General features: G+C 38.2%; 10 protein-coding genes. All 10 read left to right on the top strand.

What is annotated here, in order from left to right; translation table 11 throughout:
• The first annotated feature begins 3 nt into the window (after nucleotides 1–3).
• The 10 genes from GD631_RS06780 to GD631_RS06735 all read left to right on the top strand — a co-directional run bounded on the left by GD631_RS06780 (nucleotide 4) and on the right by GD631_RS06735 (nucleotide 13,991).
• Entirely contained in the window at nucleotides 4–1,647 is a 1,644-nt protein-coding gene (locus GD631_RS06780; protein WP_074909911.1) for a RagB/SusD family nutrient uptake outer membrane protein, read from the top strand.
• A gap of 16 nt (nucleotides 1,648–1,663) precedes the next feature.
• Nucleotides 1,664–3,373 carry a DUF5018 domain-containing protein gene (locus GD631_RS06775; RefSeq protein WP_143256922.1) on the top strand — a complete coding sequence of 570 codons (1,710 nt, stop codon included), beginning with the start codon at nucleotides 1,664–1,666 and terminating at the stop codon, nucleotides 3,371–3,373.
• Nucleotides 3,374–3,397: 24 nt separating this feature from the next.
• Entirely contained in the window at nucleotides 3,398–4,960 is a 1,563-nt protein-coding gene (locus tag GD631_RS06770) for a glycosyl hydrolase (protein ID WP_143256921.1), read from the top strand.
• Nucleotides 4,961–4,992: 32 nt separating this feature from the next.
• Complete coding sequence (locus tag GD631_RS06765; protein WP_143256920.1) at nucleotides 4,993–7,200, top strand: beta-glucosidase; 2,208 nt, start codon at nucleotides 4,993–4,995, stop codon at nucleotides 7,198–7,200.
• 26 nt (nucleotides 7,201–7,226) lie between these two features.
• Nucleotides 7,227–8,117 carry an alpha/beta hydrolase gene (locus GD631_RS06760; RefSeq protein ID WP_143256919.1) on the top strand — a complete coding sequence of 297 codons (891 nt, stop codon included), beginning with the start codon at nucleotides 7,227–7,229 and terminating at the stop codon, nucleotides 8,115–8,117.
• A 129-nt stretch (nucleotides 8,118–8,246) separates the two neighbouring features.
• Nucleotides 8,247–9,560 carry a sugar MFS transporter gene (locus GD631_RS06755; protein ID WP_074909922.1) on the top strand — a complete coding sequence of 438 codons (1,314 nt, stop codon included), beginning with the start codon at nucleotides 8,247–8,249 and terminating at the stop codon, nucleotides 9,558–9,560.
• Between the two features lie 32 nt (nucleotides 9,561–9,592).
• On the top strand, nucleotides 9,593–10,780 hold the full coding sequence (nagA, locus tag GD631_RS06750; protein WP_074909927.1) for an N-acetylglucosamine-6-phosphate deacetylase: 1,188 nt from the start codon (nucleotides 9,593–9,595) through the stop codon (nucleotides 10,778–10,780).
• Nucleotides 10,761–11,552 carry a glucosamine-6-phosphate deaminase gene (locus GD631_RS06745; RefSeq protein WP_074909930.1) on the top strand — a complete coding sequence of 264 codons (792 nt, stop codon included), beginning with the start codon at nucleotides 10,761–10,763 and terminating at the stop codon, nucleotides 11,550–11,552. Before nagA ends, GD631_RS06745 begins: the two co-directional genes overlap by 20 nt.
• A 6-nt stretch (nucleotides 11,553–11,558) precedes the next feature.
• Nucleotides 11,559–12,563 (top strand): Gfo/Idh/MocA family protein, encoded by a 1,005-nt coding sequence (locus tag GD631_RS06740; protein WP_074909933.1) that lies wholly within the window; start codon nucleotides 11,559–11,561, stop codon nucleotides 12,561–12,563.
• 9 nt (nucleotides 12,564–12,572) lie between these two features.
• Nucleotides 12,573–13,991: a putative oxidoreductase C-terminal domain-containing protein gene (locus GD631_RS06735; RefSeq protein ID WP_143256918.1), complete on the top strand. Its 1,419-nt coding sequence runs from the start codon at nucleotides 12,573–12,575 to the stop codon at nucleotides 13,989–13,991.
• The last annotated feature ends 2 nt before the right edge of the window (nucleotides 13,992–13,993 follow it).

The following is a 13,993-nucleotide window of genomic DNA, read 5'->3' as shown; positions in this document are numbered from 1 at the left end:
CATATGAAAAGATTATCAACATATACATACTTAATGCTAATGTCAGCTTTTACTCTATGTTCCTGCAATGATTGGCTTGACGGAGTAAAACAGACATCAACAGTCAGTGACGAAATCGTTTGGCAAGACGAAGCTTCAGTTGACAAATACATCAATAGCTTCTATCCATACCTACACCAATATGGACAATTTGGTGACGTTCAGTTCGCCGGAAGTTTGACTGAAAGTCTGACTGAAACACTAAAATACGGTTCCTATGCCATAGGTGCCAGAGCCGGAATTCCGAATAATTATGTATTGGATCCCAATATGATCTCTCCAGAAAGCTGTTCATACAGCATATGGGCAGGTGTTTCCGGATCTGCTTACGAACATATACGCCTTGTAAATCAATTTCTAACAATGCAAAAAGAATATTCTACTTTCTCTAATGACCAAAATAACATTTGGGAAGCACAAGCTCGTTTTTTCCGAGCATTTATATATTTTCAGTTAGCTAAACGTCACGGAGGAGTAATACTATACGATGCATTACCGACGGTTGGCGGCAAAGCCCGCAGCAGTGCCGAAGAGACTTGGCAATTTATAGCTGATGACTTAGATTTCGCTGCTAAATATCTTCCCGAAGAATGGAACAGCAATAATCAAGGCCGCATAACCAAAGGAGCTGCTTATGCTTTTAAATCAAGAGCAATGTTGTATGCCAAACGCTGGCAAGATGCTTACGATGCAGCGAATGAAGTTATCAAGTTAAATATATACGATTTAATGGATGACTACAAAGATGCTTGGAAAGGAAACAATAAGGAAGCAATCCTAGAGTTTGATTATAACAAGCAAAACGGTCCTAATCACACCTTTGACCAATTTTATGTACCGGCATGTGATGGCTATGAAAAGGCCTCACCGGGAACTCCAACTCAGGAAATGGTGGAAGCGTATGAAACCAAAGATGGGAAAAAAGTAGACTGGTCGACATGGCACGGTTCTACAACAGAAACGCCACCCTATGATAAACTGGAACCACGCTTTCATGCAACTATTATTTATCGCGGTTCTGTATGGAAAGGTAAAACTATGGATTGCAGCATTGACGGAACTAACGGGGTTTTCATTCCGTATAGGGAGCAAGTGTACACTTATGGAAAAACAACAACCGGATATTTCTTAAGAAAACTTATGGATGAAAAATTAACAGATATTGAAAACACCAAAAGTTCTCAACCCTGGGTGGAAATCCGATATGCCGAAATTTTATTAAACAAAGCGGAAGCAGCCTATCGACTAAATAAAATTGGAGAGGCACAATCTGCTATGAATGAAGTACGAAAACGTAAAAGTGTCAATCTGCCAAAGAAATTATCAACAGGAGAAGAATGGTTTAAAGATTATAGAAATGAGCGCAAAATAGAACTAGCCTACGAAGGACACCTATTTTGGGATATGCGCCGTTGGGAACTTGCTCATATAGAGTATAATAATTATCGTGTACATGGATTGAAAATTACCGGAAGTTCCAATACCTACGAATACGTAGATTGCGATGGAGAAGACCGAAAATTTATAAAAAAACAATACGTATTGCCAGTTCCGGCAGCAGAATTAAAAGACAATCCTCTGATTCAACAATATGACGAATGGAAATAACCCAAATAGTATAATTATGAGAAACAATATAATATCATTTATCGTTCTGATCCTTTTCTTCGCAGGAATCAGTGCCTGCCATAGCCCCGAAGAAACGAGCAATACAGAAAAACGTTACGGAATCAATAGTGTCACAGCTTCGTTCCCTTATGAGTATAGTACGGAAAATAATTTTCCCGGTGAGATTGACTATGCCAATCAAATTATAACTATTGTCTTTCCGTATAATTATCCAAAGTTATCAGATAATATATTACCATATGAATGTCTACAAAAAGTAAAGTTAAGTGCTAAAGTAGATAATAATGTCATTATATCTCCAGCAATGGGATATTTCGACCTGACAAAAGATTGCTATATTACAGTAAAAAATCAAACAACAAATACCAGCCAAAAATATAAAATCATAGCTGAAATCCGGAAAAACGACGCATGTACTATAGACCGCTTTAGCATTCCGTCAAAAGGACTTACTGGGGTAATTGATGAAAAGAACCATATTATTTCTATTATTTCTATAGCAGACATTGGAGAACAGGTGGCTGAGATAACATTAGCACATGGAGCAACTTGTACTCCCGATCTTCAAAATATGGCTTTAAATTACGATCAAGAACAAACTGTAAAAGTAGTAGCCCAAAACGGAAAAGATTTCCTGACCTATACAATTAAAAAAAATGTTCCTGATAAGATTGCAGCCGGCATTCGTGCCAACAGTGGTAAGTTATTATGGGCAAAGAAATTATCTGAAATTGGAATTACAAGTAAAAATAAAGTAACTAGTTTAGGTATTCTTGACGATTATGTCATTATCAATGAAAGAGGCAATGGGGAAGCCATCTGCCTAAATAATCAATCAGGAGAAGTTGTTGGTAAAATGGATATAAGTACCACCGTTACAGGAGATTTTGGAAATTATTACATGACATCAGACAATGCAAATAATATACTTATTTGTAATTATACCCCTAATGGTACAACGATGTTTACTGTATGGAAAGCCAATGGTATCAACGGACAATTTCAAAAATATATCGATTATAAAGCTGTCACGGCAGGATCTGAAAGATTCGGATGGTCCATCTCAATCCAAGGTAACCTGGATAAAGACGCACTCATTACAACCCCCGTATTTTACAAAGATAGCAAAGTTCAATTCGCACGTTGGCAGGTAGTAAACGGCGTACTGCAATCTCAAATTCCGACATTTATTGAAATGAAATCTCTTGTTAACAGTACCTGGTTCAAACAAGCAGATGTTATCTACACCAATCCAAGCAATACAGAAAGCGATTACTTTTTGGCTAGCTATGCCAAATATGATGTAGATCAAAAACGTTATTTTCTCTGGTTTAATGGCGCTGACAATACAATAAAAGCCAAAAAAGAAATACCGTCTTCAATTAACGGGCCTGTCACTGCTGTAGATTACATTGAATTTAACAATATTCCATACGTTGCCCATACAATAGTCAATGGTTTCACATGGGCTGTAACAGGAAGTGACATCGCCTATATGTATGATTTAAGTACGCAGTCTCTAGCCACCCCTATCGAAATCTGTGAAACAAAAATATACGGTGGAATAGCAAATGACGGTCAGAATATAGAAGGAGCCAGTGATGTAGTTCTCAGAGCCTCCAAAGACGGTTATTACCTATATGCCTACTTTATGTTTGCTAACGGATATGTCGCTTGCAAACAATATGATTGCATTGACCAGTAATTATTAATCAGAAAAACAAGAAATATGAGACTCAAAAATATAATTTTTACAGCTTTTATTCTCTCGTTAGCTTCCTGCAACGCTGAAGATTACCAATCAGGAGAAGTAACCTTTAATCCTGATCAACCGGATGAGCCCATTGTACAAACTAAAGTCAACTTCGCTGCCGGTAAATTTTATAAAGTGAATGCTACGGCACACAAAAACTTTCAAGATCAATACCCGATTACTCCTTGGAGCACCGGAAGTAAACTGACAGATGAAGAGATTGGCGGAACTAGTCCTAAAGATTGCATTGTTAGTTGGGAAAATCAAACAGTAGAGGTAGTGATAGATCTTGGCTCTTTAAGAACAATCGAAGAAGTTGCCATACATGCCGTCGCAGACCAACTTTACAGTATGAAACTACCCTCACAAGCCACCTTAGCTTACAGCAAAGATAATCAATCATGGACAAAAGCCCCTAACAGTACGACCTTTACTTCTACTGAACCTACAGAACATGTTTGGAGTTCTATCCCTGTAAATAAAGCAGAATGCAGATATGTAAAAGTAGTTCTAGTCCCTCCTTCTGGAGAAAGAGTTATAATAGCTATTGATGAAATCAAAGTTATGGGAGAATATAAAACAGATCCTAAATACGTTCCCAAAAACGGTTGTTACCATGGTGCTTTCTGCCCATTATATGCTTATGATCCAGAAGACAGAGAAGGAATTACTGATGCATGTGCGGTAACCTTATTCGAAAAAATGGTCGGGAAACAGCTATCCATTATGTTATGGTATCAGAATATGGAGCAAGGACGAAATTTTGCAGAAATGCAAGATGCAAGAGAAAAATACTGGAGTAAAAACTTCAATGGAAAATCACGTATCTTCCTTTATGGATGGACTCCCCCTACCAAATCAGCTCCTATTGCCCAAGGTAGTCTGGACGATTTTTTCAAAGCTTACTTCACTGAAGTCACAGCACAGTCTGTGAAGGACATGGGCCCTATATGGTTTCGTCCTATGAATGAAATGAACGGTGGATGGATATCTTATTTCAGAGATACCAAAAACTATGTACGTGCTTGGAGACGTATGTACAACATTGCCGAACAACTCGGGTTAACTGCATATAATGTATTTGTCTGGTCTCCCAACAGTGTCAGCATGCCTAATACCGCAGATAACCAAATGAAAGATTACTATCCGGGCGACATTTATGTAGATTGGTTGGGGGTCAGCTGCTACCCTCCTTCATTAAGCGAAACCTTCCCTGAAGAAAAACGTTATCCATTAACTTTAATGAAGGATATCCATACCATTTCTCCGGATAAGCCAATCATGATTAGTGAAGGAGGCTATTCCGGCAGTTGTGACCGCAAGCGATGGATAAGGGAATGGTTCGAGATAAAAACCGCATATCCGAGAGTAAAGGCTGTTATCTGGGAAAATCATGAAAACACAGGTACTGAAAATTCAGACCGACGACTCCAAAGTGATCCCGAAGCACTAGAATTATATAAGCAATTAGTACAGGACCCATATTGGCTAGATGCTATCCCAACAGAAGTATATCAAGAATTCGAAAGCAGAAAATAAGATAGAAGTCACTGAAACATAAATCTGGCAAAATGAAAAAATCAATTCCATATAGTTTATGTATTCTCGTTTTTTTGTCATCATGTCTCACAGGAAGTAAATCTTCCTGTGAGAATAAACAAGTCGAGAATCTTTTATCAACTATGACCTTAGAAGAAAAAATAGGAATGTTACATGGCAATACAATGTTCTCAAGCGGTGGAGTGCCCCGACTAGGAATTCCTGACCTTCAATATTCCGACGGTCCGCATGGAGTACGTCACGAAGTTATTCCCAACGGATGGACTTCTGCAGAATGGAATAATGATTCATGTACTTACCTACCAGCTCTTACAGCATTAGCCTCCACGTGGAATCGGGACCTGGCAAAACTATACGGAGAAGTTCTTGGAGCAGAGTGTAAAGCACGCGGCAAACATGTAAGCCTGGCTCCCGGAGTAAACATCCACCGCTCTTTGCAAAATGGAAGGAACTGGGAATATTTCAGTGAAGATCCTTTTTTAAGCGGTGAACTTGCTATTCCATATATACAAGGAGTACAATCGCAAGGGGTAGCTTCTTGCGTTAAACATTTTGCGCTCAACAGTCAGGCGTTCAACCAGTATAAAGTCAGTGCCGAAGTAGGCGAACGAGCTCTACACGAAATTTATCTACCAGCTTTTGAAGCAGCCATTCAAAAAGGAGGTGCTCTATCTGTAATGGCAGCTTACAATAAAGTACGTGGACTATGGTGTACGGAAAATCCCTACCTACTCGATACTATACTACGGAAGGAACTTGGTTTTGACGGAATGGTAGTATCCGACTGGAACGCCGTGCATAGCACAGTTCATACAGCAATGTGCGGAATGGATGTTGAAATGGGAACAGAAATCAAGCGAAATAAAAAATATGCTTTTGAAGAATATTATCTAGCCAACCCTTTATTGGAGAAAGTAAAAAACAGAGAAGTTCCAGAAGAAGCTATTAATCAAAAGGTTCGTAATATATTAAAATTAATGCTTCGGTTAAATATCATAGGAAAAGCCTCCCATGACACTACTGGTATGGCGGCCAAACTTGCTACTCCTGCCCACCGGAAAGCAGCTTTAAAAATAGCAGATGAATCATATATTCTATTGCAAAATTCCAATAATATATTACCTCTGAATCTTTCACTTTACAAGAAGGTTGCAGTCATAGGAGCCAATGCCACAGAAAAATTCGCTGGTGGTGGTGGAAGTACCAAATTAAAGCCGAAATATGAGATTACTCCTTTAGAAGGAATACGCAAACATTTCAATGGAAAAGTCGAGCTTGAATACGCTCCCGGCTATAAACTCAACCATAAAGTATATCCTATAGGTCACTGGTTTACCAACGAATTTGATGAATTCGACCCGATTCTATACAAAGAAGCTATTTCTGTTGCTTCTAATGCAGATCTAGTCATTTATGTAGGAGGACTTAATCACGAGAATGGTTCAGACTGTGAAGGCTACGACAAACCCAATCTTAAATTACCATACCAACAGGATAAACTGATAAATGGAATTACTGAAGTGAATCCTAATACAATAGTGATATTAACGAGTGGAAGTCCAATAGAGCTTGGGGAATGGCAAAAACGAGTTCCAGCATTACTTTACAGCAGCTTTACAGGAATGGAAGGTGGAAATGCACTAGCACGCAATTTATTAGGAGAAGTTAATCCTTCCGGCAAACTGACCACAACTTGGTGTAAAAAACTAGAAGATATGCCAGATCATATTTTTGGAGAATATCCTGGAAAAAAAGACACCGTCCGGTTCAAAGAAGGAATCATGGTAGGATACCGTTACTTTGATACATACCAAATACAACCCCAATTTGAATTCGGTTTCGGTCTATCTTACACTTCATTCGAATATTCAAATCTGGAAATGAGCCCGATATGGAATGAAGCAGATGAGACATTCAAAGTTTCTTTCACTGTCAGCAACGCCGGTAAGCGATATGGTCAGGAAATTGCACAGCTATATGTACATCAACCGGAATGTAGTGTTCAACGTCCGGTCAAAGAATTAAAAGGATTTGAAAAAGTGGCGTTACAACCCGGAGAATCTCAAAGAGTAACGATAAAACTAACTAAGCGCGCACTACAATATTATGATATTAAGAATAAAGGCTGGAAAGCAGATCCCGGCACTTTTACAATACAGATTGGAGCATCTTCCCGCGATATTAGATTACAGAAAAATTTCACGCTAGAAAAACAGTAAATCAAGATTATATTAACAAATCCATTATGAATCGCTATTTAAAAGCAATATTATGTATATTCAGTTTTTTATTGGCATTTTTGTCTATGGCAAAAGCTGAAGTACCGGAAAAACAGCAGGGAACACCTCAAACTTATACAGTCATCAAAGATGTCCGCTACGGCCTGCAAAGAAAAAAGTTTTCTCCCAACGACCATTCTTCCGACAGACTGTTAGATCTTTACCTACCCGATAAAAAAAAACCAGAAAAAGGATTCCCCGTTTTTGTATTCATACATGGAGGAGGATTTACTGGAGGAGATAAAGTGGAAGTTAACGGGCTTAATCCTATTTGCAAAGCTATTGTTCAAAGAGGATTTGCCGTTATCTCAATAAACTATTATCTCACAATGAAATATCATCATCGTAAAGGGATATCATGTGAATCGCAAATGAAAAACGGAATACCTGTCAATTACAAATTTCATCCACTTATCAGACAATCTATAAAGAACGCTTCTTTGGATGCAATAAGTGCATTGGAATGGCTGAAAACAAATGCCACGAAATACAACCTGAATATTCATTCTGTGTTTCTTTGCGGTGGCTCTGCTGGGGCAATAACCGCTCTTCATACAACCTATGTAGAATGTCCTACATTCATTAAGATAAAAGGAGTTATTAATCTTTGGGGAGCTATGGAAAATCCAAATATGATCTCCCCCCACACACCTCCTATTCTCACATTTCATGGAGACTGTGATGATGTTATCAGTGTTGAATACGGACATGCCATCCAACAACGGATGAAAAATATAGGTGACACAATTTCCAAACTCCAAATATTGGAAGGCAAAGGACATGCACAATATAATTATATTGCCACTAATTATATCAATGACATCATATATTTTTTAAATAGTCAATTAAAAAAATGAGAAATTGTTTCAATAAGAATACGTTTTTTGAATATAGCTTTTCGCTTTTCTTCTAAAAACATCACTTCTACATTCCTAACTTTGCAAATAGAAAATAAGAAAAACCTGTAAACTAATTTATCTATAATAATGGAAAACAATAATACCTCAAATAAAAAGACCTACTACATCTCAATAGGCATTCTTGCCGGAATGTTCTTTATTTTTGGATTTATATCTTGGGTCAACTCCATACTCATTCCTTATTTCCGTATATCTTGTGAACTTACACATTTCGAATCCTACTTTGTAGCATTTGCTTTCTACATTGCCTATTTTGTAATGGCAGTTCCTTCAGGAATATTGTTAAAGAAAGTAGGCTTCAAACGAGGAATTATGTACGGCTTTATGTTAACCGCATTGGGAGCTTTCATATTCGTTCCGGCTGCTTTAGCCCGACAATTCGAAATCTTTCTGATCGGTTTGTTCTCCATAGGAACAGGTCTGGCAATCCTGCAAACAGCAGCTAATCCGTACGTGACAATTATCGGTCCGATTGACAGTGCTGCCCGACGTATCAGCATCATGGGTATATGTAATAAATTTGCCGGAATCATCTCTCCTCTCATTTTCGCAGCACTGATTCTAAAAGCAGATGACAGTGATTTTTTTGCTCTGATAGAATCTGGCACATTGGATGCAACTACCCAAAATGCCATGCTTGACGAACTGATACAGCGTGTCATCGTTCCGTACGCCATACTAGGAGTACTACTTTTATTAGCCGGAATCGGTATCCGTTATTCTGTCTTACCGGAAATTAATACGGATAAACAGAATGCAACAGCCGACAAAGACAGCGGACATAGTAGTCAGAAAAACATTTTTGGTTTTCCATACCTCATCTTAGGGGCACTAGCTATCTTCTTTCACGTAGGAACACAAGTTATAGCCATTGACACGATTATCAATTATGCCAATTCTATGGGTATGGATTTACTGGAAGCAAAAGCATTTCCCTCATATACTTTGGCATGTACAATGATTGGTTATATATTGGGAATCATTGTAATCCCGAAATATATCTCACAGAAGAATGCACTGATTATATGTACAATATCAGGATTATTCCTTTCACTCGGAGTTGTATTGGCCGACTTTAATGTAACTCTTTTCGGACACCAAGCCAATGCCTCCATTTTTTTTCTCAATGCACTAGGCTTTCCCAATGCACTAATTTATGCAGGTATCTGGCCATTATCCATTCATGGATTAGGAAAATTTACCAAAACAGGTTCTTCACTACTAATCATGGGACTTTGTGGAAATGCGATCCTACCGTTAGTTTACGGCCATTTTGCTGAAATATACGATTTACGTATCGGTTACTGGGTATTAATCCCCTGCTTCCTTTATCTTGTATTCTTCGCAGTTAAAGGACACAAGATTACTTCATGGAAATAAAAAACAAATGAATAAACCTCAAACAACATAAAATGAAGAGATTAATCATTATAAATGGACAACTCATCTTTCCTGACCGTATAGAAACCGGTAAAGCATTGATCTGCATAAATGGAAAGATTGAACAAATCGTTACCAATAAAATGCTCGAGATAAACCCGGACGATCAAATAATAGATGCGAAACAGCAATATGTATCTCCCGGTTTTATTGATATGCATATTCACGGGGGAGGTGGACATGACTTTATGGACGGAACAGTGGAAGCATTTCTAAAAATCGCAGAAGCTCATGCGAAGTACGGAACAACAGCTATGGTACCTACAACGTTGACTTGTAGTGATGAAGAGTTAATGAACACTTTTATCACTTACCAAAAAGCAAAAAGCCTCAACAATAAAGGTGCTAAATTCATAGGGCTACATCTTGAAGGTCCCTATTTTTCACCCTCCCAATGTGGAGCACAAGATCCTAATTATCTCAAAAAACCATGTCCGAAGGAATATAAGCAAATTATAAATACTTCACAGGATATTGTACGTTGGAGCGTTGCTCCAGAACTAGAAGGGTCTATTGAAATGGGGGAAGAGTTGCAAAAGCAGCATATTCTCCCTTCCATCGCACACACCAACGCAATCTATGAAGAAGTGGAAAAAGCATACAAAGCCGGATATACCCATGTTACTCACTTATATTCGGCCATGTCATCTGTAACACGCAGAAATGCTTTTCGATATGCAGGAGTAGTGGAAGCTGCCTATTTGATTGATGATATAACAGTCGAAATCATCGCTGACGGTATACATCTCCCCAAACCGCTTCTTCAGTTTGTTTATAAATTCAAAGGACCCGATAAAACTGCACTTTGCACCGACGCGATGCGAGGGGCAGGAATGCCGGATGGAGAATCCATTCTAGGAAGTCTGACTAATGGTCAGAAAGTGATAATTGAAGACGGAGTTGCAAAAATGCCGGACCGTTCAGCTTTTGCAGGTAGTGTAGCCACTACCGACCGTTTGGTCAGAACTATGATACAATTAGCTGACGTCCCCCTCACCGACGCTATTCGCATGATAACACTTACCCCCGCCCGTATCTTACGCATAGATTCATCAAAAGGTTCCCTAGAAGTAGGCAAAGATGCCGATATCGTCATTTTCGACAATCAAATTCATATTATTAACACAATATCAGAAGGTCATGTTATCTATAGTAAATGAATCAGCAACCAAAGTATTTCAACAAGAACTGCTGACCGTTAAGATTTATCCCACTCTTCAACAGATGGGTAGCGAAGCGGCAAAAGAAGTAGCTGATAGAATCTGTAAACTCTTGGAAGAAAAGGCTGAAATCAATATGGTTTTTGCTGCCGCTCCCTCACAAAATGAATTCTTAAATCATCTAGTTCAGGATAAACGAATCGACTGGACAAAAATTAATGCCTTCCACATGGATGAATACATCGGTATTCATCCGGACGCACCACAAAGTTTCGGTCATTTCCTCCGTGACCGTATCTTTGACAAAGTTCCTTTCAAGAAAGTAAACTACCTGAATGGGCGTGCAAAAAGTCTTGAAGAAGAATGTAAACGATATGCTAATCTACTTACCAAATATCCGGTAGACATTGTCTGTCTGGGTATCGGAGAAAATGGACACATTGCCTTCAATGATCCGGATGTAGCAGATTTCAATGATCCCAAACTGGTAAAAATCGTGAAACTCGATCCAATATGCCGTCAACAGCAAGTCAACGAGAAATGCTTCGAAAGACTGGATTTAGTACCCAAAGAAGCATTGACACTAACAATCCCTGCCTTGCTAGAAGCTGAATGGATGTTTTGTATTGTACCTTTTAAAAATAAGGCCCATGCAGTATATCAAGCTATTTATGGTGAAATTTCAAAAAAATGTCCGGCAAGTATATTACGAAGAAAAGAAAAATCTTCATTATATTTGGACGCCGAAAGTGCAGAACAAATAAATCTATAACCAATCATGAAAAACAAAATTACTTTTTTCTTTGTATTACTGATAATCAGTACCAGTATATACGCACAAAAAAACATGAAAATAGGGATTATCGGTTTGGACACTTCCCATTCTACCGCTTTTACAGAATTGATCAATAGCGGCTCAGACGAGACTTTTTCTAAAGGGTTCCGGGTAGTAGCCGCTTACCCGTATGGTTCTAAAACAATTCAATCCAGCTATAAACGTATTCCCGAATATATTGAAAAAGTTAAGGCTCATGGAGTAGAAATCGTCTCTTCTATAGCAGACTTATTGGATAAAGTAGATTGCGTGCTTCTGGAAACAAATGACGGACGGCTTCATCTTGAACAGGCTATAGAAGTCTTCAAGGCTGGCAAGATTTGTTACATAGACAAACCTATCGGAGCTACATTAGGAGAGGCTATCGCTATCTATGAGATGGCAGAAAAATATAACATACCAATCTTTTCATCCTCTGCCCTGCGTTTTACCCCTCAAAATCAAAAATTGAGGAATGATGAATTAGGTAAAATCTTAGGAGCAGACTGTTATTCCCCACATAAAGTGGAACCTACTCATCCAGATTTCGGTTTTTATGGAATCCATGGGGTCGAAACTCTGTACACTATTATGGGTACAGGATGTAAATCTGTCAACCGTATGTCATCCGACAGAGGAGATGTTGTAGTGGGATGCTGGAAAGATGGAAGAATCGGCACATTCCGGGGAATCACCAAAGGACCGCAGATTTATGGAGGTACAGCCTTTACGTCTAAAGGTACGGTAACCGTTGGAGGATATCAAGGATATAAAGCACTCCTTAAACAAATCCTAACATTCTTCCAAACCAGAGTTGCACCTATTTCAAAAGAAGAAACAATTGAAATATTCACTTTTATGAAAGCTTCTAATATGAGTAAAGAGCAAGATGGAAAAATTATTACATTGAAAGAGGCTTACCAAAAAGGTTGGAAAGATGCACAGAAGTTAATTAAAGCTTACAAGTAAGAATAAAGAATGAAACTCATATACAACAACATCGTTTTTTTAGTGCTTTCATTGGCGGTTGCTTCATGCTCTTTATCTAAAAAACGGACTGTCAATGAAGCAGACACCAACAGAGCTCACAAAATAAAATTAACCGTTCTCGATCCGGGACATTTTCACGCCAGCTTACTCCAAAAAGACACGCTGAAAGATATCAGTGATACAATTTACATATATGCTCCTGAAGGAACAGGTCTTAACCAATATATGGAAAGTATCAATTCTTACAATCAGCGTGCAGAGGCCCCCACCTCGTGGGTATGTCAGGTACATAAAGGAGATGATTATTTTTCCCGAATGCTCGCCGAACAGAGAGGGGGTGTTGTTGTTCTAGCAGGAAACAATCAAAAAAAGACACACTATATAATAGAGTCTATCAAAGCAGGATACAATGTTCTTTCGGACAAGCCTTTAGCTATCACTCAACAAGATTTCAACTTACTGGTTGAGGCTTACCTATTGGCAAAAGAAAAAGATCTTCTTTTATATGATTTGATGACAGAACGATATGATATTCTCAACATCATAGAAAAAGAACTATTACAAAAAAAGGAGCTGTTCGGTGAACTGTTACAAGGTTCACCGGAAAATCCTTCTATCACTATGGAAAGCGTTCATCACTTCTTCAAAAATGTATCCGGTAAACCTTTGATCAGACCAGCCTGGTATTACGATACAGCGCAACAGGGTGAAGGTATTGCTGATGTAACCACTCACCTTATTGATCTGGTACAATGGCAGTGTTTTCCGGACAAAGCTATCCACTATTTGTCGGATGTAAAAGTAACTAAAGCTACACACTGGCCCACTTCAATCACACTACCAGAGTTCAGCCAATCAACTCAAATGAATTCTTTTCCTTCTTATCTTGATAAACATATAAAGAATAACAAATTGGAAGTATTAGCAAATGGAACATTAAATTTTACAATTAAAGGCATTCACATAGGAATGAAAGTCACATGGAATTATACTCCACCCACTAACGGAGGAGACACATTTACTTCCATAAAAAAAGGGAGCAAAGCCACTTTAAAAATCGTTCAAGATGAAAAGAATGGATTTGTAAAAGAGCTATATATACAGAAAGAACCGGACATTGACAATCGGACATTTGAAGTTCAATTACAAAAAACAGTGGAGCAACTTCAAATAACTTATCCGTTCTTATCTGTCAAAAACAAAAAGAATGGAACTTACCTTATTGATATTCCACAGGAATACAGACTAGGACATGAAGAGCATTTCAGTAAAGTAGCAAAAGCTTTTCTGCATTATATACGTAACAAAAACATCCCGAAATGGGAGAACGAAAATACATTAACCAAATATTACATTACTACAACTGCTGTAGAAATGGCAAAGAAAGAAAAGAAAGAAAATAAATAAAA

This window comes from Bacteroides luhongzhouii (assembly GCF_009193295.2).
GTDB classification, from domain to species: Bacteria; Bacteroidota; Bacteroidia; order Bacteroidales; family Bacteroidaceae; genus Bacteroides; species Bacteroides luhongzhouii.
This window is presented reverse-complemented; position numbering and strand designations above follow the sequence as displayed.

Coding starts and splice junctions, on each gene's coding strand:
- GD631_RS06780 (WP_074909911.1), top strand. CDS start 4: ATGAAAAGATTATCAACATATACATACTTAATGCTAATGTCAGCTTTT.
- GD631_RS06745 (WP_074909930.1), top strand. CDS start 10,761: ATGTTATCTATAGTAAATGAATCAGCAACCAAAGTATTTCAACAAGAA.
- GD631_RS06740 (WP_074909933.1), top strand. CDS start 11,559: ATGAAAAACAAAATTACTTTTTTCTTTGTATTACTGATAATCAGTACC.
- GD631_RS06735 (WP_143256918.1), top strand. CDS start 12,573: ATGAAACTCATATACAACAACATCGTTTTTTTAGTGCTTTCATTGGCG.
- GD631_RS06755 (WP_074909922.1), top strand. CDS start 8,247: ATGGAAAACAATAATACCTCAAATAAAAAGACCTACTACATCTCAATA.
- nagA (WP_074909927.1), top strand. CDS start 9,593: ATGAAGAGATTAATCATTATAAATGGACAACTCATCTTTCCTGACCGT.
- GD631_RS06775 (WP_143256922.1), top strand. CDS start 1,664: ATGAGAAACAATATAATATCATTTATCGTTCTGATCCTTTTCTTCGCA.
- GD631_RS06760 (WP_143256919.1), top strand. CDS start 7,227: ATGAATCGCTATTTAAAAGCAATATTATGTATATTCAGTTTTTTATTG.
- GD631_RS06765 (WP_143256920.1), top strand. CDS start 4,993: ATGAAAAAATCAATTCCATATAGTTTATGTATTCTCGTTTTTTTGTCA.
- GD631_RS06770 (WP_143256921.1), top strand. CDS start 3,398: ATGAGACTCAAAAATATAATTTTTACAGCTTTTATTCTCTCGTTAGCT.